The sequence below is a fragment of the Paenibacillus sp. 7516 genome (assembly GCF_002272715.1).
In the GTDB taxonomy this organism is placed as follows: Bacteria; Bacillota; Bacilli; order Paenibacillales; family Paenibacillaceae; genus Paenibacillus; species Paenibacillus illinoisensis_A.
The window spans coordinates 107,892-134,227 of the sequence record NZ_NPBI01000003.1; the positions used below are offsets into that span (position 1 = coordinate 107,892).

Sequence of the window (26,336 nt, forward strand, 5' to 3'; positions counted from 1 at the left end):
ATCTCCTGGTTCTGTTCTGTGCATTTGTTTAATGGATCCATTTGTATTTTTCCTGGCCATCTATTCTTTATACATAGTAAGTTTGCTAAGTTATTCAGACTGTTACTTAAAAAAAAGAGATGATCCCATAAAAACAAAGGTCATCTCTTTTAAACAAAAAAATAATTGAACACAAAAAAACGCTATGATATAATCGATAAACGTCATTGATTTCAATCAAAAAAAGTATGTACATATTATTATTCCTATATTTATAGTACATCTTATAATTTGATTTGTCAATGCTATTTTTTTGAAAGGTGGGGAAAGGAGGTATTTGAGGGGAATAGGACTGAAACGATCATCTTTGTTTTTTTATTTTAACGGATAGAGGAGAGGTTGAATGAACTCACTGGTTCTCGATTTTCAAGAAATAGATCACACTCAGCTTTGGTTGGTTGGTGGAAAAGGGCTGCACTTAGGGTTGTTATCCAAATTGGAAGGGATTCACGTGCCAGAAGGGTTTTGTGTCACAACGGTGGGATACCAAACTGCGATCAATCAGAATAAAATGGTTCATGCATTGTTGGATCAGCTGTCTGAGCTTAAGGTAGAAGAACGAGAACGTGTTAATGAAATCCGTAAGGAGATTCAACAGGTCATCTTGGAAGCAGCCATTCCTTCCGATGTTGTGAACGCAGTCGTCCAATCTCTCTCTCGCTTTGGTGAGGATCATGCCTATGCGGTACGCTCAAGTGCAACTGCTGAAGACTTACCCCATGCTTCTTTTGCTGGTCAACAAGACACTTATTTAAATATTATCGGCACAGAAGCCATCTTGGAGCATATCCGTAAATGCTGGGCTTCTCTATTTACAGAACGCGCGGTAGTTTACCGGATGCAGAATGGATTTGACCATAGGCAGGTTTATTTATCTGTTGTGGTTCAAAAAATGGTGTTCCCGCAGGCATCAGGAGTATTATTTACTGCGGATCCGATCACTTGCAATCGGAAACTGATCTCGATCGATGCCAGTTTCGGACTTGGAGAGGCGCTTGTGTCCGGCCTAGTGTCTGCTGATGGTTACCAAGTTAAGGATGGGGAAATCGTCAGCAAGCGAATTGAAACCAAAAAAGTAGCGATTTATGGGCGGAAGGAAGGCGGAACGGAGACCAAGCAGCTCCAGCTTGAGCAGCAAAAAACGCAAACACTTACGGATCAACAGATTTTACAACTTGCACGTTTGGGTAGACAACTCGAAGAACATTTCGGATGCCCCCAAGACATCGAATGGTGTATGGACGATGATACATTTTACATCGTTCAGAGCCGACCCATTACCACTTTATATCCGATTCCTGAAGCACAAGATGAGGAAAATCACGTGTATGTATCTGTTGGTCATCAGCAAATGATGACAGATCCAATCAAACCATTAGGAATGTCCATCTGGAAGCTAACGGGCAACCCCTCCATGTTTAAAATGGGTGGTGGAAGGTTGTTTGTCGATATTACAAAGGGTCTGTCTACCTCGGCGGGCAGGCAGAATTTGCTGGGTGTCTTGGGACACTCCGACCCGCTTATAAAAGATGCACTAATGACCATTATAGAGCGGGGAGATTTTATACCATTGGACCCGACTGACAAAAGCGCACAGGGACCTATAAAAAGTCATAAGGGCATGTCTCCTGCGGATATTTTAGAAGAGGCAGGAAGCGATCCAGCCATTGTTGCTGCTTTGATACAGAGTAGTGAGACATCGGTATCTGCGTTGAAACATACGATGCAAACGAAAGCGGGATTGGACATATTTGATTGCATTCTGGAAGATATGCAGCAGCGGAAAAAGCGTTCTTCCGACTCGGAAAATTTGAGTGTGATCATGGCTGCTTTCCACGCATCCGCATGGATCAATGAAAAGATGGATGAATGGTTAGGCGAAAAAAACGCTGCAGACACACTTTCCTTGTCTGTGCCTCATAACATTACTTCAGAAATGGGCATGGAACTGCTGGATGTTGCCGATGTGATTCGTCCCTATCCGGAAATCATTGAGTACTTACAACAAGTAAGAAATGATCATTTTATGGATAAACTGGTTCAATTCGAAGGCGGCCAGCGAGTATATGAAGCTATTTCTGCTTTTCTCAATAAATATGGAATGCGCTGTGCCGGCGAGATCGATATTACACGGACTCGATGGAGTGAAAAACCGAGTGTTCTGATACCCATGATCCTCAGTAATATCAAGAACCTTGAGCCTGGAGCCAGTAAACGGAAATTTGAACAAGGACGACAAGAAGCCTTGTCAAAAGAACAGGACTTATTAGCTCGTTTGAAGCAATTACCTGGCGGTGAACAGAAAGCTAGAGAAACAAAACAAATGATCGACCTGATCCGTAATTTCATCGGTTATCGTGAATATCCGAAATACGACATTGTTAGTCGTTACTTCGTTTATAAGCAGGCTTTGCTCAAGGAAGCGGAACAACTCGTCCAAGCCCATGTTCTTCGTGATAAGGAGGATATATACTATCTTTCATTTGAAGAACTGCAGGAAGCTGTACGCACTATGGAATTGGATTACCAGGTCATTGACAGACGGAAAAGTGATTACAAATTGTATGAAAAACTAACTCCGCCACGGGTGATCACATCGGATGGCGAAATTATTACAGGCAAGTACAGACGTGGGAACATTCCAGCTGAAGCTGTTGTCGGTCTCGCTGTATCTTCAGGCGTGATTGAAGGGCGGGCGCGTGTCATTCTGAATATGGAAGAGGCGGATCTTGAGGATGGAGATATACTTGTGACCACTTTTACCGATCCCAGTTGGACTCCATTGTTTTTATCCATAAAAGGCTTGGTTACGGAGGTGGGTGGACTGATGACGCATGGAGCTGTTATCGCACGTGAATATGGCTTGCCTGCCGTTGTTGGAGTGGAGAATGCGACCAAATTGATAAAAGATGGGCAACGAATTCGTTTACACGGAACTGAAGGATATATCGAATTGCTGTCGTAATGGATAAACAACGCGGAATTAACTGCCTTACAGATGCAGTATCGTTGACCGAGAGACAAGAACACAATCCCGATGAAAGTCGCTATTTATAGCGGCTTTTTTATTTTCTCGATACAACTTCTAGTTAAGCTCCGTGGGATTACACATTAACAAAAATGAAATATAGCTGCTGGAACAGCGAGGGTGGAGGTGCAGAGCGTGTTCCTTATTACCGCTTATAGCTAAGTATTCACTTCATCAAGAAAAGAGAAGGAATCTAGAAGGTTATAGTTTTTCATAGCTGTTTATTCAATCTATTGTCTATATGAATTAACATGACATAAATATGTTAGGTATTAACTTGTATATGGTTTATAAATGAAGCAACAGGAGTATTGGTCGGTTTTATTGTGCATTTTTCCGAAATAAGGTTACATATATTGACGTTCAATAGGACTAAAACTATCATAATATTCAATTAAGAGTTCATTCATTCTTAATTTAGTAGGTAACCCTAAGAAGAGATGGAGTGATGACGTATATGACTAAAGGAAAGGAGAGGGAAATCTACCGGGACATCAAACTGGCGATCACACAGCACAAGCTGCTGCCGAACTCCCAACTGGTGGAGGATGCACTGGCCGAGGCTTTTGAGGTCAGCCGCACTCCAATCCGAAACGTGCTGAGAAGGCTCGAAATGGAGAAGCTGGTCACGGTTATACCTTATCGGGGAGCTTTTGTCTCTTGTCCTAGTGTTGATGAAGCTAGAGAAGTTTTTGAAATGCGTAGGGTTATCGAAACCTCGATGGTCCGAAAATTATGCGCAACCGTGAAGCAGGAGCAGTTATTCCCTATCGAGACGCTGATCCGGGAGGAGCATCAGGCTAGCCATGAAGGCGATATCGTTGGCGCATTGGATGTCACGGTTGATATACACCTTAAGCTGGCAGAACTATCGGATAACTATTACTACTATCATTTTCTCGAGGAGTTGATCTCGCTCACCTCTGTTATCATCGCCTTGTATGGGACGGATCAGAGCTTCTGCCATGATCATGTAGACTTGCTAGCGGCGATTCAGCAGCAAGATGGGGAGCAGGCAGCTCACATTATGACAGAGCATCTCTGGCAAATCGAACGTTCACTAAATTTCACAGAAACGGCGCCCAATGTCCTGAATTTTAAAGAGATCTTTCAGAAGTGATTTTTTTTGGATAGGATTGTATCCAATTTTGGATTCTAAATTACCTGAAAATGCATCCAAAGGAGTGGAGAGATTTGAACAAACGGTCATTCATGCTGGGGTTAATGGTGGTGGCATCGTCTGTGCTTAGTGCTTGTGGAAGTGGAGAGAACGAGGAATCAGCAGCTGAAAGCGGAAATACCATTACGATATCGCTGCTGCACAGGTATCAGGAATCCAATATCGGTAAAAGTCCGGAGGATACCGCAGTACTTGATGGACTGAAGCGGTTCAGGGAAGATTATCCGGATATCGAGATCATAGAGGAGCAGCTTCAGAACGAGGACTATTCCATTAAAGCCCAGGCACTGGCAGCGGCCGATGATATGCCTGATGTATTCATCGTACCTGGCTCATGGATGACCAATTTTGTGGACAACGAGATCGTACTCCCTTTGGATAAGGAATTGGACAAGCGCCCTGAATGGCGAGACGGTTACCGTGCTGGAACACTGGATGCCGGAACCCGTGAAGGTCAAATTTACGGGATACCCATTGCAGCAGGGCCTACGCATCTGATCTACTATAATGCTGATCTGTTTGGAAGCATCGGCTACGACCAGTTTCCAGCGAGCTGGCCTGAACTGATGGATGCCGGAGACAAACTGGCCGAGAAAGGCATTAACCTGTTCTCATACGGAGACAAATCCAAAGGATACGCCATGTCCAGCTGGATCAGTGCATTGACTGATCGGATCAACGGCCCGGAATGGACGGAGTCCATTTTGAACGGCGATGGTGCTAAATTTACCGATGAAGGTTTCGTACAGGGAATTGGCATCATGAGTGAGCTGGCGAAAGCCGGTTATCTGAATAAGGATCTGAATTCTGTCGACAACGACACCATGGTTAACTATTACTTTGAAGGACGATCGGCTGCCTTTGTCAGTGGAATCTGGTCAGCAATGAATGTCGTAAACAATGCACCAGAAGGGATTAAGGCGAGTACACGAGTTGCCGTCTTTCCGGGCGTCGAGAACGGACTTGGCAATCCACTCAGTTCTTCCGGAGGCGCCGGTGTCTATTATAGCGTTAACTCTGGGGTAGAAGCGGGAGAAAAGTTAGACGCCATCATGACGATGCTAGAATATATGACCGGTTCGGATAGCGCCAAGCTAATGGCAGAAGTCGGAGGATTCCCGGCCTATGATCCCGGAGATTTCGATACTGGGAAGCTGCATCCGGTAGCTCTGGCTGCTTACGAGGCAAGCGCGGCGGCTGACGCGACTAAAATCTTTGACCTCTGGTTTGATGCTTCGATCGTAGAAGTGCTAAATACGGGGATACAAGGTGTAATGGCTGGTTCTAGAACACCCGAGCAGCTGGCTGAAGAAACCCAACAAGCCTATGAGACTTTTTTAAATCATCCATAACTTATTATTGAAGGAGTGAGAACATGGGCAAGGCGCTTCGACCGAAAGGCTGGGTGCTTGTGGCATATCTGCTTCCGGGTCTTCTTATCTATTCATTTGTCGTGCTGGTTCCCATACTGGCTGCTCTCCGAGACAGCTTCTACTCCTGGACAGGAGGTCCCAAAAAAACGTATATCGGCATGGGAAACTACAAGGAAATTCTTCAGGACGATGTGTTCTGGCATTCATTTCTGAACAATGTGCTGATGACGGCTTATGGCTTGATTGGACAAGTAGGGTTCGGCTTTGTTTTTGCTCTGCTGCTGATGTCCAAGATGGTAAAACTAAAAGGGTTTCATCGGACAATGAGCTATTTTCCCTCTACACTTGCCCCGGTAATTATCGCTTTTCTATGGATGCTGGTCTACAACTATAACTACGGTTTACTCAATGCCGGACTAACCAAGCTTGGCCTGGGTGCATTGGTGCAATCCTGGCTGGATCTGACAGGCCCAATCGTTCTGTTGGCCTCCATACCTCTGTCTTGGCAAAACATTGGGTTCTTCACACTACTTATGCTGGCAGGGCTATCGTCAATCAATAAGGAAGTTCTGGAGGTTGCTGAACTGGATGGAGCGACAGGTGTTCGCAAAGCCTGGTATATCATCATTCCTTTGGCCAAACCTACCCTAATCGTTGCTTCACTGCTCTGTATTGCCAACAATATGCGCGGGTTCGAGCATATCTACGCACTGACCGGGGGCGGTCCAGGTAACTCTTCCTCAGTGATGGCGTTATATGCGTATGAAACGTCTTTCCTGCGTTTCCGGTATGGATACGGTTCTGCACTCGCCATTGCCATCATTACGCTAACCATGCTTATGATCCTGCTCTCCACACTTTTACTACAGCGCCGCAATCACTCCAAGGGAGGTGCGTAAAAATGGAGTTACAACTGGAACTACAATCGCAGCGCAGTCCCCGTCGGTTCCTTCCCAATCCAGCCAAGCTGGCAGTGAATGCCTTATTACTGCTCTTTACCGCGAGCTGTATCATACCGCTGCTCTGGATCGGTTATTCATCATTGAAAACACAAGCAGAATTCGCCAACAATATTCTTAGTCTGCCAAGTGCACCGCAGTTTAGTAATTATTGGGAAGCGATTAAGCTGACGAATATGCTGCAGCTATCGTGGAACAGTGCGAGGGTCACCTTCCTGTCCGTCATTGGCATTACGGCAATTGCATATGTAACAGGCTATATTACGGCCCGGCTGGACTTCAAGGGAAAGAGAGCGATGATCTTTTATTACCTTTTCGGTATGCTGGTACCCATTCACGCTCTACTTGTTCCCATCTACCTGCTGTTTAAAAATTGGGGGCTGGCAGATCAATGGTATACGCTCATCATCCCTTATATTGCCTTTAACTTGTCTTTACCAATTATGCTAGTCATTAGCTACGTGATGGGCATTCCAAGAGAAATGGAGGAAGCAGCAGCAATCGACGGCCTTAGCTTCAGTGGAACCATGTACCGTATTATCCTGCCGATAGCCGTACCTGTACTGACAACGGTCGCAATTCTACAATTTTTCTCCTGTTGGAATGAATTTTCATTTGCTCTCGTACTGCTTAATGATGAGTCGCTGCGCACGGTTCCACTCGGGATGTCCTACTTTAAGTCCCAGCACAGCACCAATTATCCACAGTTAATGGCCGGAATGATATTGTCGATGCTGCCTGTCACGATTATTTATTTTGTATTCAATTCACGGATTATTGCCGGCGTTATGGCGGGAGCCATAAAGGGATAATCGCTAAAAATTCATCGTTCACGGAGGGATTACTATGCTTACTTTTGATTCCAATCAAGAACAACCACAGAAACGGACTCCAGACCGTACGAAATGGAATGAATCCTTTTATCGGAGGTCAACGGAACTGCCAGATGAGCTTCTGATTGGTGCCATCGATAGCCATGTACATGCAGGTCCAGTATTGAACTCTAATCCTGGGCATCTGGACCCGATTCAGGTAGCGCAAGAAGCCGCAGCTGCAGGCATGAGGAGTATTGTGTACTATGATGTATTCGGCTGGGCTTCAGGGATGGCCTGGGTAGTGAACCGTCATGTGCCGGGCATTCACACGTATGGGGGTTATTTGATGAATTCCTGCCATGCCGGTATGAATCCGCGTTCCGTAAAAACCGCACTGCATATGGAAGAGGGCTGCCGTTTTATAAGCTTCGGTTCACATTGTACACGTCATTCAGCTGAGCGCGAGTCCACATTGATCGACGGGAAGCTTGTTCCGTTTAAGGATGCCTATCCGAAATTTGTGGAGAAAGAGCTGTCTGTGGCGACGTCAATACCGCTTGAAGGTCCTGTTCCAGAAGCACTGGATGAGATCTTGAGCATGGTGGCAGAACATCCGGAGGTCTATCTGAATACGGGTCATGTATCTGTGCCGGAAGCGCTCCGTCTGTTGGACCTTGCAGAACAATACGGCATAGCGAAGGTGTTAATCGCTCATCCCGTCCGCGGACAAATGACAATCGAAGAGCAAAAATCGGCTGCCGCTAGGGGTGCTTTTCTAGAGGCATGTCTTGTGGATTGGCTGTACCCTGACGTCCCCCGGACCCACTACTATGTAGAACGAGAATATATGGATATGGGAGCTGAGCTTGGCAGATTCTCGAATGCGACGAAATGGATGAATACCATTCGTGAAGTGGGAATCGATCAGTTCGTTCTTGGTACGGACTATGGGATCCGTGCGGCCTCAACGCCTGTGCAAGGGATGAGAACAATGATTGCCAGCATGCTCGATTATCAATTCTCTCCGGATGATATTTACCGGATGGTAGCGACAAATCCGGCAAGACTTATCGGCATGAACACATAGAAGATTGCTGCTGATATGCTGTTACAACCTTACGTATGGATAAGGAGGAGCGGAGCATGAAATCCGCAACATCGTATGATCTAGTCATTACAGGCGGAACGATCGTTACGGAAGCAGACGTTGAGCGAAAGGATATCGGTATTAGGAATGGATTGATTGCTGAAATCGCAGATAACATTGATCCTTTGGGGGCCCAAATCATTAATGCACATGGATTGACCGTGATGCCTGGTGTTATCGACACTCATGTACATTTTAATGAGCCGGGTCTGGAATCCTGGGAAGGATTCCAGACGGGTTCCGCTGCTCTGGCTGCCGGAGGAGGAACGTGCTTTCTGGATATGCCGCTCAATGCTGTTCCTCCTACAATTACAGTTCGTGCACTGCAGCAAAAAAGAGACCGCGCGGCAGGTAAAACGTATGCGGACTATGGATTTTGGGGTGGACTTATGCCCGGTTATCTTCAAGAGCTGCCGCTGTTGGCTGACGCCGGAGTCATCGGTTTCAAAGCCTTCATGTCTTCTCCGGGAGATAAGGACAAGGATGGGTTTCGTCGATCAGACGACGAAACCCTCAGAGAAGGGATGCGGATGATTGCAGAGACAGGCAAGCTGCTGGCTCTCCATGCTGAACATGAGCCTACCATTGCAAGACTCACTCGTGAAGCCCGCAGCTTAGGGCGCTTCGACCCGGCGAGCTATACAGCTTCACGTCCGATAGAGGCAGAGGTGGAAGCAGTGGAAAAAGCGCTGCGTTATGCAGCCGAGAGCGGATGCCGATTGCATTTTGTCCACATTAGCAGTGAATCGGCTGCCAAACGAATCCGTCAAGCCCGGCTGGCGGGAGTCGATGTAACCCTGGAGACTTGTCCGCACTATCTATGTCTGACTGACAATGATTTTGCAGTCATGGGTGCTGTAGCGAAATGTGCACCTCCACTGCGTGATGCGGAAGAACAGGGGAAGCTGTGGGACAAGTTACAGGGAGGCTGGTTCGACTTTGTATCTTCGGATCATTCACCCTGCCCAGCCGGCATGAAGACAGGGAATGATATGTTTGAAACGTGGGGCGGCATTGCCGGTGTACAGAGCACGTTGGAGTTGATGCTGGATGAAGGATATCTGAAAAGGGGGGTTCCCCTTCCACTGCTAGCGCGATTGTTGTCTGGTGCCCCAGCCGAACGATTCGGACTGGATCCCGTTAAGGGACGCATTGCAGTGAACTGCGATGCCGACCTGGCCCTGGTTGACCTAAATGCTCCCTACACACTTGAAGCATCAGACCTCTATCAGAAGCATCGTCATTCCCCTTACATTGGCCGCAGCTTTGGCTGTAAAGTTAAGATGACACTGCTGCGAGGCCGGATGACGTATAGTGAAGCATCGCCATTTCCTTACCAAGGTACCGGCAGGGAATTCAGTATCGTTTGCCCGGGAGCGGTGAAATAAGTAGCTAGTCATGCTTGATCTTGAAAAGAGTAAGTCCCATTTCAAGGAGGGAAAGCAATGACCGCAAAAGCTGGTAGATTGTCTGCCGTTCAGGAAGATCTTCTCCGATTGGTTCAAGACATTCCGCGAGAGCAAATGCAACAATATGTCGACCGCTATATTGGCAGCCTGCTTACAGTAGAAGGCTATGACCCTGAGCTTCTACAGACACTGGAAACGTACGCAATTTGTAATGGCCACATCAATGAAATGTCCTCCAGGTTGTACATTCACCGTAATACAGCAGCTTACCGACTGGAGAAGTTGGAGCGGCTCATCGGTATTCCGCTTAAAGAAACCGAAAACCTGTTGCTGCTAAACCTGGTGTTCCTGTTCCGCCGCCTGCTTGATGCAGAAAAGGCCGATGCGTCTGCCAATGGCCTTCTTACTCTGGACTATCGAAGCCGTTATCGTACATCATAATTCCATAAAAGGTGAAAGAATAGAAATAGAAAAGGACGACTCTAACCGTTTTGAACAGCGGAGATCAGAGTCGTCTTTTTTGCATTCATTGAATTGAAACCCTGGATTTCAAATTCAGAATATGATTATTCATCAATAATTCTTAAGGATATGTCATTGTATCAAGCACGAAGAAACCTTACTTTTAAATAACGATGGAAACGCTAACAAGGCAGAAAGAGTGGTGTTTTAATATGCGCTAACTGTAATTTTACCTTGCAATGTAATGACAAATTCAGGTTTGGAAGGTTGTAGAGCCTCGGCGTTACATGAGGATAGATTAGTAATTCTTTTTTATTCGATTGCCACTTGAGAATCTAAATTCATTCATCGGGTTACGACACCAGTCGCTCGCCTAAGTATAAAAAGGAGGATAACTATGAGAAAATTTGCAATCATTCTGCTTATCGGAATATTCGTGACAGTGATTACCGCCTGCTCAGCAAATAGTAATCAGGCAGCGGAAAATTCATCGGGTAATGGAGAAATTTCCGGTGACCTTACCGTATTTGGGTGGGGCGGCGGCGAGGAACTCCAGTCTCGAAAGGAAGCAACCAAAATTTTCAAAAAATTGTATCCAAAAGTGAAGGTACATGAAGTTTGGCTCCCGGCAGATAACATTGATGTCAAGCTGGATGCAGCTCTGGCTGCTGGAAATGCCGGTGATGTGATCATGATGTCTCCAGACTGGAAAGGGTTGAGATCCAAATGGTTCGAAGATTTAAACCCTTATATTGAGAAGGATCAACTGGACCTTGAGGCTTTGTTAACACAGGGGGTTGATGGGGGATATGTCGATGCGGACGGAAAACGCGAAGGGATGCCAACAACCGCTTCGGATTTTATGATTGCTTATAATAAAGAGATTTTTGATAAGGCGGGGCTCCCGTACCCAACGAATGACTGGACTTGGGATGATTTTTCGGCAACAGCCAAACAGGTCTCCTCGGGTGAAGGTGCCAACCGGGTCTATGGCATTGTGTCCCACTGGATCTTGCAAAGCTTCGCTCCTTTTATATACGGCGGGATGCCATATAACGAGGATTGGAGTAAACAGACTCTGGATGATCCCAATACGCTGAAGGGGTACCAGCTGTTCGGTGACCTGGTGAATGCAAAAGCAATGCCAGATGATGCTGCCGCCAAGAGCATGCCTATGGACCAAATGTTCGCTGCAGGCAGAGCTGCGATGTATCCGCTAGGTGTGTTTGAAGCTTCAACGATCGCCAAAAATATCGGTTCCAATTTTCAATGGGGTATCGTGATGCCTCCAAAAGATCCATCCGGTAAAACCGTCAACATTAAATTCCAGACAGGCTTCGCCATGAACAAGGATTCCAAAAATAAGGAGGCAGCGTGGGCTTATATTAAAACGGTCTCCCTGAATAAAGAGGTCGGAGACCTGTACAGTAAGGTAAATCTTCCTGCGGCAAAAGAATCGGCGGACAGCACTTTTGCCAACTTGAAAATTGAGGGCACAGATATCTCCATGGCGGATTTCGTAACAGGGTTGCAGGATGCCATAACTTTCCCGTGGGGTGGCTCCATTGCAAAGGCGGGGGACCTCTATGAGCAAACCTGGCAGCAGGTCACCGTTCAAGGGAAATCCGCTGAGGAAGCGGCCAAAGCCTATACATCCCAAATTCAGTCCGCTCTCGACTCCATTCATCAAAGTAAATAAACGAATAATGAACACCCGGTTACAACGAGGGGGGAGCGATCTTCCCCCTTCTATCCTAATCCGGTCTCAATAGGAGGCAGCTTTGGAGGCGAAAGAATGAAGGCGCGAAACAACCGCATTAAAAACAGGGAGGAGAAACAATTCTTCCTTTTTATCTCGCCATGGCTTTTAGGTTTTCTGATATTCACCTTATATCCAATGGGTTATTCTATCTTTTTGGTTTTCACCGATATGGATATGACCGGCTCAGGCCAATTTGTCGGCTTAGATAATATCGTCAGGGCCTTTACACAGGATCCACTTTTTTACCGTTCTTTGTTAAACACCTTATATTTTGTGTTGGTCTCTGTTCCGGCCAGTTTACTCATGTCGTTTCTGATTGCTCTTCTGCTCAATCAAAAAATAAAGGGCGTTGGTTTTTTCAGAACCAGCTTCTATATCCCGTATATCACATCAGGGGTTGCGGTTACCTTGCTTTGGGGCTGGATTTTTAATGCCCAGTTCGGCTTTATTAACTATTTCCTATCTCTATTCGGTATCACAGGACCTAACTGGTTAAGTGATACGAAATGGGCCATGCCGGCGATTATTATTATGGGGGTCTGGACGATCGGAAATTCCATCATCATAACACTGGCGGGACTGCAGGATATTCCGGAAGCCTTATATGAGAGTGCTGAGATTGATGGAGCGAGCAGTTTCGTTAAAATTACGCAGATTACCCTGCCCCTGATCACGCCAACGCTTTATTTTAATCTGGTTATGGGGATCATTGGTGGTTTCCAAATCTTTATGCAGCCTTACATTCTGACTGAGGGTGGCCCCAGCTACTCCACCTACACGTACATGATGCATATTTATAACAGCGGATTTAAATATAACGAGATGGGTTATGCGTCAACTCTGGCCTGGTTATTGTTCGTCGTTATTATGATCATCACGCTAATCGTAAACCGGACTTCCCGACACTGGGTTTATTACGATAACTAAAATTGGGGAGGTGCAACCATGGAGGCTTATTACAAAAGTAAAAAAAACAGCGCCCGGATTAAAGTCAGCCTGAGTTATGTGATATTGACGATCATTGCAGTCATTTTTATCTTTCCGTTTATATGGATGCTTTCAACTGCCTTTAAAATCCCTTCGGAAGCCTATACGCTGCCTCCCAAAATCATCCCGGAAACGTTTACTTGGGATAACTTCATTCAGGGCTGGCAATACGCGGATTTCACCCGTTATACATGGAATACCTTAATCGTAACAGGACTTGCGACGATTGGAACGGTTCTTTCCGCTTCATTCGTAGCCTATGGCTTTGCGCGGTTTAAATCTCGATACAGCGGATTGTTATTTACGGTCGTGCTTGCTACCATGATGCTCCCCAGTCAGGTCACTCTCGTTCCTACGTACCTCTTGTTCACCAAGCTTGGTTGGCTCGATACCTTGATGCCTCTTATCGTTCCGTCCTTTTTTGGGGGAGGTGCGTTTAACATTTTCCTGCTGCGGCAATTCTTCAAAACGATTCCGAAAGATTTGGATGAAGCCGCATATATCGACGGTGCCAATGCATTTCAGATTTATTACAAAATATTGCTGCCCGCTATCAAACCGGCTTTGATTACGGTCGGTCTCATGTCGATAACCTTTCACTGGAATGATTACATGTCTCCATTAATTTATCTGAACAGCGATCAGAATTTCACACTCGCTATCGGTTTGCAGTTCTTCCAGAATTCTTTTGGCTCCTCGCAAATACAGATGCTGATGGCCGTTTCTTTAATTACCGTTATTCCTGTGCTGATCCTCTTCTTCATCGGACAGAGGTATTTTATTCAGGGGATTACAATGACCGGAATCAAAGGATGATCTTTTCGGAATCTGCTGGCCAATAGTTAAGTTGCTTGTACGTTTGTGGAATTTCTTGGGTGATGAACCGGTCATTTGTTTGAACTGTCTGCAAAAATGCTCCACATTGCGGTAACCGCACCGGTCTGCAATCTCCGCAACCGTATACTGATCATGCCTGAGATATTCTTTGGCTAACCGAATCCGGCTGTGAATAACATCATCCATACACGAGAGGCCAAACAATTTTTTGTAAATCAACTGCAGGTATCCCGGACTGATGCTAATAATTTTAGCCATTTCCGATATGGTCCAGGGGTGGCTTGGATTGTTATGGATGGCCGCGCGAAGCTTTAAAAGGTTGTAGTGCTGAGGACTAATTTCCTCTTGGAAGTAAGACTCCAGCAGCTTGTTGAACAGGGTTCGGAGCAGACAATCAATGGAGGATTCTCTGTAGTCCTTATTGAATGAATTCTCTACGACGAGCAGCTGGAACAGCTTGTGGCAATATTCAGGATCATCCAAAGGAAAAGGCTTGCCATAGGGAAGCGAAGTTTCGGTTACGTAAGGTTCATCGCTTTCAAAGCGGATCCAGTCATTAATATATTTTCCTGCGGAAGCTCGGTAGTAAATTTTTTGATGGGGCTCAAAAAGAACAGCACAATGAGGAGGGTATTCCTTGAGTTTTCCATCTACCCAGAACTGAGCGGGAGTCTGCGTAATGACCAAAAGCCAGCAGGGATGTCCTTGGGGAATATCAAAAACAAAATTGCTATGATGTGCTGCGTCATATTCAACGTAAAATATATTTGTCATTGATTTTCACCTATATCATGTAAGTTTGTCAGACGGACTATTTTTCTATTATACCGAATTCATTTTCGATTCATATTGCTTAATTACTTTGATGAGGAGTGTAGCTTTTATGAAAAAACAGGGGTTAAATCCATATCTTCCATCCTGGGAGTACGTCCCTGATAGTGAGCCTTATGTATTTGAGGATAGAGTTTATGTGTACGGTTCGCATGACCGGTTTAACGGACATGTCTTTTGTCTAAACGACTACGTATGTTGGTCGGCGCCTGTGGACGACCTCGGGAATTGGCGCAATGAAGGGGTAATCTACCAAAAGGCAGATGATCCGCTTAATCCGGACGGCAGTATGTGCCTCTACGCCCCAGACGTTACGGTTGGTCCTGACGGACGATATTATCTTTATTATGTGCTGGATAAAGTGCCGGTTGTTTCTGTGGCTGTATGTGATACACCTGCAGGCAAATTTGAATTCTACGGATACGTGAAATATGCGGATGGCACTCGTCTGGGGGAAAGAGAAGGGGACGAGCCCCAATTCGATCCAGGCGTGCTGACCGAAGGAGAGCGTACGTATCTATATACCGGATTCTGTGCGCCCGGAGACCGATCGAGACACGGTGCGATGGCAATGGTACTTGGTCCCGACATGCTGACGATTGTGGATGAGCCCGTATTCATAGCGCCGAGTCAGCCATACAGCGAAGGCAGCGGATTCGAAGGACATGAATTTTTCGAGGCCCCTTCCATCCGGAAAAGAGGGGATACCTACTACTTGGTTTACTCCTCCATTGTCATGCATGAATTATGTTATGCGACCAGTAAATCTCCTAACAAAGGGTTTGAATATCAGGGTGTAATCATAAGCAATTGCGATCTACATATTGACTCCTATAAACCAGCTGACAAGCCGATGTATTATGGCGGGAACAATCACGGCAGCATCGTTGAGATCTATGGAGACTGGTACATTTTCTATCACCGCCATACCAATGGGGACGCATTTAACCGTCAGGGCTGCATTGAACGTATCTCTTTTGACGAGCATGGAATGATAGCTCAGGTCGAAATGACTTCCTGCGGCGTGAATGGGGGCCCTCTTGAAGGAAAAGGGGAATATCCCGCATACCTTGCATGTAATCTTTTTGCAAAAGATGATCAAATGTATACCGGTGGTTTTGGAGGGGGCGCTTGGCTGGACAGCCGCTTTCCGAAGATTACCCAGGATGGGCGAGACGGTGATGAAGAGGTCGGATATATTTCGAATATGGTGGATTCAGCCACAGCAGGTTTTAAATATTTCAATTGTGATGGGATTCGCCAGGTCACGGTGAAGGTCCGGGGATATTGCAATGGAGAATTTGAGATTAAAACCTCATGGGACGGTCCTGTACTGGGAACGATCCCGGTACATTTCACAAATGACTGGAAAAAATATACGGCTGACATTACCGTTCCAGACGGCAGGCAGGCTTTGTATTTGACTTACAGGGGAGCAGGAGGCGCGAGCCTGGCTTCTTTTACATTAGCATAACGGCTAACACAGATTGAAACACCGCTAAGACACAGCGAAGCAGCTGCCGGTAACCCGGCAGATGCTTATTTCATGTGGAAAGGTTCTTCAATCACCGAGATGCTCCGCTCTAGCAGTTCGCTGGGAATGGATGCGGAATTCGCTTGGCGTGATGCCTGTCCATCGCTTGAACTGACGGCTGAAATGCGCATTGGTCTTGTATCCAAGCATCATCGCAATATGGTCAATGTTCAGGTCTGTTTGTTTTAACAGCCGCTGGGCTTCGTTCAGAAGGGTTTCTGATAAAAACTTGCGCGGGGCTGTACCATATACCTCCCGAAAGATCCGGTTGATCTGTGAAGGGCTAATGTTCAGCGACTTCGCGATGTCCTGGATCCAGGTCCGTTCGCTCTCCCGAACGTCACCATGAAGATGGATATATCTTACGGAGTCCTCAATGTGCTCGGCAATTTGGCGGGCGATGGTTTCTTTTCTCGATAAGGTAACGGATGCGTTCTGAGATAACTGGCCAACCAGTGAGCCGAGAAGTTCGAATACGGCGGCATGGACTTTCATCTGTTTGGAAGAAGACAACGGCATGGATAAGTGTTCTGTGGCCAGATCGTACAACGTACAGAGTGAAGAGGACAGTCCTGAAGCGAGGCTCGAATCTGCTGGATAATAAATGTCCTTGCAGCGGTTGAGTTCTCTACAGAAGGAGGTATCGTGTACGCTGAAATGAACGGAAAAGTATGTGAAACCCTGCGGTCCGGCATCTGTGCAGGAGTGAGTCATACCCGGACGGATAAACAGAAGGTCTCCAATGGATTGACTGTACGACTGACCGTTGACCACCATGTTCATCTCGCCGTCCAACATCCAGTGAATTTCATACATGGAATGCTCATGAGACGGATACGTCCAGTTGGAATCGACTTGTCTTGCATGCAGTCCCAACAATTGAAAAGACATGCGAACATCGGGCAGACGGCCTAAATATACGGCTTCTGAAAGTTTGGTCACAGCTACCTCCTTCTAACGCTCTGTTTTCCAAATACGAATAGATATAGTTTAACAGAAAAATAATGCGTGAAAAGGGTAAGTCGTCGGAGTGATAAGTACATCGTCATGAAACATCGCTGGTGCTATGGTAATGTTATCAACCCGGTAGGGAGATAGGGGGCAAGCTGGAATGAGAATTATTCGATTTTTGGATGGACAACAGAAGTGGTTGGCAGCCGTTACGGATGATGAACAAGCGTATCGTTTGCCGCAAGCAGATTTTATGACTTTAATCTATCAGGCGAGGGAGAAGGGTGTTACTCCGGTTCAATGGATTGAAAGCGCTCTTAAACCGGTAAACAAGCTGACCGATGATTGGACTTCTCTGCACCTGATCACACCAGTGGATGCACCGGAAGTGTGGGCAGCAGGTGTGACATATCAGCGGAGCCGGGAAGCGCGGAATTATGAAGCTACGGATGGAAAGTTGGATGCGGAAACCTTCTACGATAAGGTCTATGACGCAGAGAGACCGGAGATCTTCTTTAAATCCACTGCAGCCCGGACTGTCGGGCCGAATGAGGCTGTCACGCTGCGCAGCGATTCTACTTGGCAGATCCCCGAGCCTGAGCTGGGATTGGTGCTTGCCGCAGATGGCAGCATTGTGGGATACATCGCCGGAAATGACATGAGCTGCCGCGATATCGAGGGGGAAAACCCGTTGTATCTGCCACAAGCCAAAATATGGCGCAATTCCTGCTCCATAGGTCCAGCTATTCGACTAGCGGAAACGGTGAAGAATCCCTATGAATTCAGCATTGTCTGCCAGATCTATCGGAATGAATCAATGGTTGTTAAAAGTGAAGCGAGTACGAGTGAATTAAACCGCAAGCTGGATGAACTGGTTTCCTTTTTGGCAAGGGATAACGATTTGTATGACGGTACGGTACTTTTGACAGGCACTAGCATCGTGCCTCCGAATGATTTCACCCTTGAACCAGGAGACCGCATTGAAATATCCGTAAGTGATATCGGGACACTGATCAATCCTGTCATTTCAAACTAGTTTAGAAGGAGGATGGATGCGATGAGCGCATTTCAGTTAGAGCAGACCTATAACAATTTTATTAACGGGGAATGGGTAAAACCAACGTCCGGAATGACGGAACCGAGCATTAATCCGGCGAATCGAAAAGAAATCGTGGGTTATGTGCCAGCCTCGGGTGTAGAGGACCTGAACAATGCAGTCGCAGCGGCAAAAGAAGCTTCGAAGACCTGGCGGAACTTAACGGGTGCGGAACGGGGGAATTATCTTTTTCAAGCTGCTAATGTGTTGGAGCGCCGGGCCGACGAGGTGGCGGAAGCCATGACCAGAGAAATGGGAAAGACATTCCCGGAAGCCAAGGGAGAAACGATGCGCGGCGTCGCCATTTTGAGATATTACGCAGGGGAAGGCATGCGGAAAACGGGTGATGTGATTCCCTCAACGGATAGGGAGGCACTAATGTTCACGACCCGTGTACCGCTTGGCGTAGTAGGTGTAATTGCACCTTGGAACTTCCCTGTGGCTATTCCCATCTGGAAAACGGCACCGGCTTTGATCTATGGCAACACCGTTGTATTGAAACCAGCTCAGGAAACGGCGGTTACGGCAGCCAAGGTTTTGGAATGCTTTGAGGAAGCAGGTATCCCGGCTGGTGTTCTCAATCTCGTGAGCGGAAAAGGCTCGGTAATTGGCTCCGCACTTGCTGAGCACCCCGATGTAAACGGAATAACGTTCACAGGCTCCAACGAAGTCGGGAAGCGGGTCGGCGCCGCAGCACTTGCTCGTGGAGCCAAGTACCAGCTTGAAATGGGTGGCAAAAACCCGATTATCATCGCGGCAGACGCTGATTTGGATTTGGCTGTTGAGGCCACCATCAGCGGCGGCTTGAAATCAACTGGCCAAAAATGTACGGCGACCAGCAAGGTCATTATTGAACGAAAAGTATATGATGCCTTTAAAGAAAAACTCCTGTCACAAATCCAGGAAATCCGTCTGGGTGACGGAATGTCTTCCGGAAGCTGGATGGGTCCATGTGCGAGTGAAGGCCAGCTGAGCACCGTGCTTAGTTACATTCAAAAAGGACAGGATGAAGGTGCCGTACTGCTCGCTGGAGGAAAAAGACCGGACAATCCTGAGCTCGCAGAAGGATTTTATGTACAGCCGACGGTATTTGAAGGTATCGAATCGCACATGACCATTGCCCGGGAAGAAATATTCGGCCCGGTCCTGGCCTTGATTCCGGTGGATTCCTTGGAAGAGGCCATCGCGTCGGCCAATGACAGCGATTATGGTTTGAGTGCTTCAATCTATACACAAAACGTCGGGGCCATGCTGTCCTTCATCCGGGATATGGATGCCGGACTCGTAAGAATTAATGCGGAAACTGCCGGCGTAGAACTGCAGGCACCGTTCGGTGGAATGAAGATGTCAAGCTCGCATTCCAGAGAACAGGGGCAAGCAGCCATCGAGTTTTTTACGGCGATCAAAACAGTCTTTGTGAAGTCATAAACGGTGGGAGGCTACCATGTACGAACAGATAATGTCGATTATGGGGGAGAAGGAGTCAAGCAGCTATGATATTATAGCGCATGCTCCAGGGGCAACAGGACGTCTGCCTTTAACCGATGATTTGCTGCGGAATGCTCCAAGCGGCGACTTGTTCGGCATGTCCCAAAATGTCGGAATGGGCTGGAAGCCTGGAGAATTGAATGGAAAACAGTTCCTAATCTTAAGTACGCAGGGCGGTATCCGCAATGAAGATGGCAGTCCCGCAGCTCTTGGCTACCATACGGGGCACTGGGAAGTCGGCTTGCTGATGAAAGCTGCCGCAGAAGAAATATCAAGCCACGGAGGAATCCCGTTTGCTGGCTATGTCAGCGACCCTTGCGACGGCAGGTCTCAAGGAACAACCGGCATGTTCGACTCACTGCCGTACCGGAACGATGCCGCGATGGTATTCCGCAGATTGATTCGATCCCTGCCCACGCGAAAAGGCGTGCTCGGCGTTGCAACCTGTGATAAGGGATTGCCCGCCATGATGCTTGCACTTGCAGGTATGCCGCAGCTGCCAGGAGTTATTGTTCCCGGCGGCGTAACGCTTCCGCCTACTGATGGGGAGGATGCAGGTAAAATCCAAACCATTGGTGCAAGGTACGCGAATGGAGAGCTCTCTCTTGAAATGGCATCGGAGCTAGGGTGTCGGGCCTGCGCTACACCGGGCGGCGGCTGTCAGTTTCTAGGGACCGCGGCAACCGCCCAGGTGGTAGCAGAGGCAATGGGCATGACGGTGCCGCATGCCGCTCTTGCACCTTCAGGGCAGCCCATCTGGTTCGAGATGGCGCGCCAATCTTCGCGTGCACTGATCAACATGGAATCCCGAGGGATCAAGATGGCGGACATTGTTACAGATGCGTCCATTCGCAATGCCATGGTCGTTCATGCCGCGTTCGGCGGATCTACCAACCTGCTTCTTCACATCCCGGCTGCTGCTCATGCAGCGGGTTTAACTGTGCCAACGGTACAGGACTGGATACAGGTGAACAAGAACGTCCCAAGACTGGTTAGTGCTCTGCCGAACGGACCGATCTTCCATCCGACCATACGGGTTTTTCAGGCCGGAGGTGTTCCTGAGGTTATGCTTCACCTTAGACAGCTTGGCCTGCTGGATGAATCTGTACTTACCGTAACAGGTGCGTCACTGGGTGAAGTGCTGGATTGGTGGGAAACGTCGGAACGTCGTCATCTCATACGCAAGCAATTGAAAGAGAAGGACGGGATTGATCCGGACAGTGTGATCATGAGCTTAGAACACTCGCAGGGTCTTGGGATTTCTTCGACCGTGACCTTTCCCACCGGGAATATCGCGCCAGAAGGCTCTGTCATCAAATCCACATCCATTGATCCTGATGTGCTGGATGAACATGGTGTGTATCGGCATCGTGGCCGGGCAAAGGTGTTTACAACTGAACGTGAGGCGATCCGTGCCATTAAGACTGGCGGGGTTCTGGCTGGCGACGTTGTCGTACTGCTCGGTCGTGGACCTTCAGGAACCGGGATGGAGGAAACGTATCAGCTTACGTCTGCGCTCAAGCATTTGTCTTTTGGGAAATATGTATCGCTCATCACCGATGCCCGCTTCTCGGGAGTTTCAACCGGAGCATGTATTGGCCATGTTGGGCCCGAAGCGCTGGCAGGAGGGCCCATAGGCAAACTCCGGAACGGCGACTTGATTGACATCGTTGTGGATCGGGGCAAGCTGGAGGGCAGCGTGAACTTCATTGGAGAAGGAGATACGGAGTTTTCGCCAGAAGAAGGAGCTTTCATTCTGGCTCAAAGGACTTTTCATCCAGATATGCGTCCTGATGAAAATTTGCCGGATGATACCAGGCTTTGGGCTGCGCTGCAAGCTGTCAGCGGCGGAACATGGAGAGGAAATATATATGATGTAGACCGGATCATAACTGCTCTGGAAGCCGGCAAAAAAGCGCTGGCATGGTGATGCATTTTTATCATTTGTTGTATCTGCCATTATTTTAATACCGGAGGTTGCTTCTATAATGAATATGATTACCAACCCCATTCTTCCCGGTTTCCATCCCGATCCGTCCATATGCAGGGCGGGGGAAGATTATTATATCGCCACGTCCACCTTCGAATGGTTCCCGGGTGTACGAATTCACCATTCCCGGGACCTGATTCATTGGCGGCCGATAACTTCTCCGCTGACCCGTAGCACTCAGTTGAACATGGAAGGAAACATTAATTCCGGAGGGGTATGGGCGCCATGCCTTAGCTTTGACAACGGCGTATTTTACCTGATCTACACAGATGTCAAAAGCCGTGTAGGGGCCTTTAAAGATACTCACAATTACCTTGTGACCGCAACAGATATCGAAGGCCCATGGTCCGAACCGGTTTTTCTGAACAGCAGCGGCTTCGATCCTTCCTTGTTTCACGATGAAGATGGTCGCAAGTGGTTGGTCAACATGATCTGGGATCACCGGAAGGACAAAAATCGGTTTGCAGGCATCGTGCTGCAGGAATACTCTGTTCAGGACCAAAAGTTGATCGGGCCTGCCATTAACATTTTTAAGGGAACAGAACTGGGGCTGACAGAAGCGCCTCATCTATATAAATACAAAGGCTATTATTACTTGATTACGGCTGAAGGCGGTACGGGTTATGAACATGCCGTTACGGTTGCTCGCTCTCGTTCCCTGCAAGGTCCTTATGAAGTTGATCCGGCGAATCCAATTCTTACTTCATATGGCAGGCCGGAATTGACTCTGCAAAAGGCTGGTCATGGCAGTCTTGTCGAAACTCACACGGGTGAATGGTATATGGCTCATCTGGTCGGAAGGCCAGTTCATGAGAAATTTTGCATCCTTGGACGTGAGACAGCTCTTCAACCGTGTACGTGGAGCGATGAAGGCTGGCTGAAGCTTTCAAATGGTGGTCGGCATCCGGAGGTTTCGGTGCCTGCACCGAAAATCTCGTCCGTTCCATTTGAATCGGCACCGGAAATGGACCATTTCGATCAATCAGAGCTCCGGAACGATTGGAATACCCTTCGTATCCCACCCGATACATCTTGGCTCAGCCTGACGGAACGTCCAGGTTACTTGCGCTTGCGCGGGATGGAGTCCATGAGCTCGACACACAGACAAAGCATGGTCGCCCGGAGGCTTCAGGATTTCAGGTGTGAAGCTGAAACTTGCCTGGAATTTGCCCCGGACCATCCACAACAAATGGCTGGACTAATTCTGTACTACGATACCAAAGACTATCTCTATTTACGGGTAACCTATCATGAAGAGAAGGGAATATGCTTGGGAATTCTTCAGTCAAGATACGGAATATACGACGAACTGTTGGAGGATATTCCATTAAACTCAGTGGATCGGATTCGGTTAAGGGTTGTGTATGAGTATGACCGTGCCTGCTTTTACTATGCATGCGATGATGACCCATCCTGGCATCCTGCAGGTGGATGGCTGGATGTCACACATCTGTCCGATGAATCTCCGGAATACATCCGGTTTACGGGAACATACATTGGTCTCTGTGTGCAGGATCTTGGAGGTACCCGTAAGCACGCTGATTTTGATTACTTTTCGTATAAGAAAACAAACAACGAAACGACATAAAAGGACCGATTCAATGCTGAATTAAGACCCTTTTTGTAAACAGTTGAAGAACCAACCTTGAGGTTGTAAAGTACTTAACAGATGACTCCTGTATTCTTCAGGGGTCATTTTTTATATTTTTGACATCTGCCAAGCTGCTGATCTGGTGGTCTGCTATATCTCCAACTTACACAAACCAGAAATAACCTATAATTTGTCAGGTTTTAGCTGAATGAATAATATAGTAAGATTTAGAAATAAAATCTAGTTTTTGTTTTTGATTTGAAAGGGAGTGGTACATGAATTTCTATTCGCTGCTGGACAAGTTGATATTTTTGAATACGCTTTCATATCTACAACAATTTGAGGAAGGTGAAGATATTGAAATTTAAGATGAATTTAAAAAAATCAGTTCATGTTCTGTTGGCCTGTTTAACAGCCCTGCCTCTAATGTTAACGCCGACACACGTATCAGCAGCTAGTGATGCCAACATTAATTTGTCTTCCGAAAAACAGCTTATCAAGGGGTTTGGAGGAATTAATCATCCCGCCTGGATTGGCGACTTGACGGCAGCTCAGCGAGAAACCGCTTTTGGCAACGGACCGAATCAACTTGGTTTTTCCATACTGAGAATCTATGTCGACGAAAATCGAAATAACTGGTACAGGGAAGTGGCTACCGCGAAAAGAGCCATAGAACAAGGCGCGCTCGTATTCGCTTCTCCCTGGAATCCGCCAAGCGACATGGTCGAAACCTTCAATCGCAACGGGGATACAAACGCCAAACGATTGAGATACGACAAATATGCCGCGTACGCGCAGCATCTGAACGACTTTGTCACTTATATGAAAGATAACGGTGTAAATCTGTATGCCATTTCGGTACAAAATGAACCGGATTATGCTCATGAATGGACCTGGTGGACACCGCAGGAAATGCTTCGTTTCATGAAGGAGAATGCGGGATCCATTCAAAATACCAAGGTTATGGCACCTGAATCGTTCCAGTATTTGAAGAACATGTCTGATCCGATTCTGAATGATCCTCAGGCACTCGCCAATATGGACATTCTGGGAGCACATACGTACGGGACACAGTTCAAAGATTTCGCATACCCGCTCTTTAAGCAAAAGGGAGCCGGCAAAGAACTGTGGATGACCGAAGTGTATTACCCGAACAGTGATAACAACTCGTCGGATCGCTGGCCTGAGGCACTGGACGTATCGTACCATATGCATAATGCCATGGTCGAAGGGGATTTCCAGGCATATGTATGGTGGTATATTCGGAGACAATATGGCCCGATGAATGAGGATGGAAGCATTAGCAAACGTGGATATAATATGGCACACTTCTCCAAATTCGTGCGGCCAGGCTATTACCGAGTCGATGCAACCAAAAATCCGGATACCAATACGTTCGTTTCAGCCTATAAAGGTGATAATAAGGCAGTCATTGTGGCGATTAATCGCGGCACCTCGGCTGTAAGTCAAAAATTTGTCCTGCAGAATGGTAACGCTTCCACTGTATCCTCTTGGGTTACGGATAGCAGCCGAAACCTGGCAAGCGGAGCACCGATTACGGTATCAGGTGGAGCCTTTACAGCACAACTGCCAGCCCAAAGCGTAACCACGTTTGTAGCCAACATTACCGGTGGTAGTGTCACTCCAGGCAGCGGAACCACGTACGAGGCAGAAACAGGCACTACACTTACCGATGCCGTGATCGAGACGCTCTACCCGGGATACACTGGGACCGGATACGTGAACTTTAATGCGTATACAGGTTCGGCCATTCAATGGAATGCCATCAATAACACGATAACAGGTACCAAAAACGTGAAATTTCGTTACGCTCAGGAAAGCGGAACGCGTAATCTCGACATTTTCGTTAACGGAACCAAAGTCATCAGCAACGAACCCTTCCCCGCAACAGGCAGCTGGTCGACTTGGAGTGAAAAAACCATTCAGGTCCCCATGAATTCGGGAACCAATACGATTAAAGTGGTCACAACCGGTACAGAAGGGCCAAATATTGATAACATCAATGTCACTGCAGTCCAATAAGTGTGCCGTTATGACAATGTAGAGAACAATTAGCCAAGCCCCCGTCCTGCTTTTGAACCGCTAATCGGTTCCTGGGATGGGGGTTACTCATGATTTTGAAGCTGCGTGCTTACTACCTTACAAGGAGAGTGTAGACTTTGGAAATGAGGAATGAAGAGGGAGAAGTGTTAGCCATTTTAAATATCGATTCATCTCAAGAGGAGAATACCATTGATCGCATTGTTCGCCAATTAAAACCTGGGATGGGAAAAGGGATATATCTTGCCGCTGATAAAAAAATCAGTCAGCAAACAAATTACGGAGCAGTGAAGTGGCTCGGAGGTGTTACAGAGTTAATGGCAAAACTATCACCATGGGAGCCCGTATTTCCTGCTGATGCTAATGTGATGGATATTCAGGTTTATTATGGATTTGACAATCTGACAGAGGAAGAAATCGATGAAATGGCTAGGGAGAGTTCAGAAACCGGCAAAGATGTTGTGAGAGATCTCAAACCGAATGATACGCTCGTTGGTGTAAGTTTAATATATCGTAAAGATGAAACGGTATTTCAATTCCGGATTTTTGGAACGACTAAAAGTCGTATTCAGGTACCTGATATAGAGAAACAAACGATTGAGAAGTTAACAGTTCGTTCCAACGAAGCCCTTTACATCGGAGACAATGAATTACAGAGATTGGTCTGGGCGGAGGTAGGACCGACTAAGGGTAAGGCACTACAGTATGAAGTCATGGCCGAAGATAGCAACCGTGAATGGCTAATTTCTATTACGGAGTCTTTGAGCTAAGGAGAAAGGAGATCATTAACCCGATT

General features: G+C 47.1%; 20 protein-coding genes. 18 read left to right on the forward strand and 2 right to left on the reverse strand.

Annotated features, from left to right (window positions below; translation table 11 throughout):
• The first annotated feature begins 382 nt into the window (after positions 1-382).
• From ppsA to CHI14_RS02140, 11 genes are all read left to right on the forward strand, one after another.
• Positions 383-3,004, forward strand: coding sequence for a phosphoenolpyruvate synthase (gene ppsA / locus CHI14_RS02090; RefSeq protein ID WP_095286776.1), 2,622 nt, complete (start codon positions 383-385; stop codon positions 3,002-3,004).
• 520 nt (positions 3,005-3,524) lie between these two features.
• Complete coding sequence (locus tag CHI14_RS02095; protein WP_170947987.1) at positions 3,525-4,187, forward strand: GntR family transcriptional regulator; 663 nt, start codon at positions 3,525-3,527, stop codon at positions 4,185-4,187.
• Positions 4,188-4,261: 74 nt separating this feature from the next.
• The gene (locus CHI14_RS02100) at positions 4,262-5,599 is read left to right on the forward strand and encodes an extracellular solute-binding protein (protein WP_170947988.1); all 1,338 of its coding nucleotides are present in this window, start codon (positions 4,262-4,264) and stop codon (positions 5,597-5,599) included.
• Positions 5,600-5,622: 23 nt separating this feature from the next.
• Positions 5,623-6,519 (forward strand): carbohydrate ABC transporter permease, encoded by an 897-nt coding sequence (locus tag CHI14_RS02105; protein ID WP_095286779.1) that lies wholly within the window; start codon positions 5,623-5,625, stop codon positions 6,517-6,519.
• A 2-nt stretch (positions 6,520-6,521) separates the two neighbouring features.
• On the forward strand, positions 6,522-7,391 hold the full coding sequence (locus CHI14_RS02110) for a carbohydrate ABC transporter permease (protein WP_095286780.1): 870 nt from the start codon (positions 6,522-6,524) through the stop codon (positions 7,389-7,391).
• A gap of 34 nt (positions 7,392-7,425) precedes the next feature.
• Positions 7,426-8,481: a DUF6282 family protein gene (locus tag CHI14_RS02115; RefSeq protein WP_095286781.1), complete on the forward strand. Its 1,056-nt coding sequence runs from the start codon at positions 7,426-7,428 to the stop codon at positions 8,479-8,481.
• Positions 8,482-8,537: 56 nt separating this feature from the next.
• A complete protein-coding gene (gene allB / locus CHI14_RS02120; protein WP_170947989.1) occupies positions 8,538-9,929 on the forward strand; it encodes an allantoinase AllB in 1,392 nt (463 codons plus the stop codon).
• 57 nt (positions 9,930-9,986) lie between these two features.
• A complete protein-coding gene (locus tag CHI14_RS02125; protein WP_095286783.1) occupies positions 9,987-10,391 on the forward strand; it encodes a PucR family transcriptional regulator in 405 nt (134 codons plus the stop codon).
• A 418-nt stretch (positions 10,392-10,809) separates the two neighbouring features.
• Positions 10,810-12,111, forward strand: coding sequence for an ABC transporter substrate-binding protein (locus tag CHI14_RS02130; protein WP_095286784.1), 1,302 nt, complete (start codon positions 10,810-10,812; stop codon positions 12,109-12,111).
• Between the two features lie 231 nt (positions 12,112-12,342).
• Entirely contained in the window at positions 12,343-13,101 is a 759-nt protein-coding gene (locus CHI14_RS02135) for a carbohydrate ABC transporter permease (RefSeq protein ID WP_249280969.1), read from the forward strand.
• Between the two features lie 18 nt (positions 13,102-13,119).
• The gene (locus CHI14_RS02140) at positions 13,120-13,977 is read left to right on the forward strand and encodes a carbohydrate ABC transporter permease (protein ID WP_095286786.1); all 858 of its coding nucleotides are present in this window, start codon (positions 13,120-13,122) and stop codon (positions 13,975-13,977) included.
• Here CHI14_RS02140 and CHI14_RS02145 read toward each other — a convergent pair.
• Entirely contained in the window at positions 13,888-14,772 is an 885-nt protein-coding gene (locus tag CHI14_RS02145; RefSeq protein ID WP_095286787.1) for a helix-turn-helix transcriptional regulator, read from the reverse strand. The genes CHI14_RS02140 and CHI14_RS02145 overlap by 90 nt on opposite strands.
• A 109-nt stretch (positions 14,773-14,881) precedes the next feature.
• Here CHI14_RS02145 and CHI14_RS02150 point away from each other — a divergent pair, with 109 nt between their 5' ends.
• Positions 14,882-16,303, forward strand: coding sequence for a family 43 glycosylhydrolase (locus CHI14_RS02150; RefSeq protein ID WP_095286788.1), 1,422 nt, complete (start codon positions 14,882-14,884; stop codon positions 16,301-16,303).
• Positions 16,304-16,390: 87 nt separating this feature from the next.
• Here the strand turns inward: CHI14_RS02150 and CHI14_RS02155 are convergent, their stop codons facing one another.
• The gene (locus CHI14_RS02155; protein ID WP_095286789.1) at positions 16,391-17,305 is read right to left on the reverse strand and encodes a helix-turn-helix domain-containing protein; all 915 of its coding nucleotides are present in this window, start codon (positions 17,303-17,305) and stop codon (positions 16,391-16,393) included.
• Between the two features lie 169 nt (positions 17,306-17,474).
• Here CHI14_RS02155 and CHI14_RS02160 point away from each other — a divergent pair, with 169 nt between their 5' ends.
• From CHI14_RS02160 to CHI14_RS02185, 6 genes are all read left to right on the forward strand, one after another.
• Positions 17,475-18,350, forward strand: a complete 876-nt coding sequence (locus CHI14_RS02160; RefSeq protein ID WP_095286790.1) for a fumarylacetoacetate hydrolase family protein — start codon at positions 17,475-17,477, stop codon at positions 18,348-18,350.
• A gap of 21 nt (positions 18,351-18,371) precedes the next feature.
• Positions 18,372-19,838, forward strand: a complete 1,467-nt coding sequence (gucD, locus tag CHI14_RS02165) for an alpha-ketoglutaric semialdehyde dehydrogenase GucD (RefSeq protein ID WP_095286791.1) — start codon at positions 18,372-18,374, stop codon at positions 19,836-19,838.
• Positions 19,839-19,854: 16 nt separating this feature from the next.
• Positions 19,855-21,828 carry a YjhG/YagF family D-xylonate dehydratase gene (locus tag CHI14_RS02170; RefSeq protein WP_095286792.1) on the forward strand — a complete coding sequence of 658 codons (1,974 nt, stop codon included), beginning with the start codon at positions 19,855-19,857 and terminating at the stop codon, positions 21,826-21,828.
• A gap of 58 nt (positions 21,829-21,886) precedes the next feature.
• Positions 21,887-23,476, forward strand: coding sequence for a glycoside hydrolase family 43 protein (locus CHI14_RS02175; protein ID WP_095286793.1), 1,590 nt, complete (start codon positions 21,887-21,889; stop codon positions 23,474-23,476).
• Positions 23,477-23,848: 372 nt separating this feature from the next.
• On the forward strand, positions 23,849-25,522 hold the full coding sequence (xynC, locus tag CHI14_RS02180; protein ID WP_095286811.1) for a glucuronoarabinoxylan endo-1,4-beta-xylanase XynC: 1,674 nt from the start codon (positions 23,849-23,851) through the stop codon (positions 25,520-25,522).
• A 137-nt stretch (positions 25,523-25,659) separates the two neighbouring features.
• A complete protein-coding gene (locus CHI14_RS02185; protein ID WP_095286794.1) occupies positions 25,660-26,310 on the forward strand; it encodes a hypothetical protein in 651 nt (216 codons plus the stop codon).
• Positions 26,311-26,336: the final 26 nt, after the last annotated feature.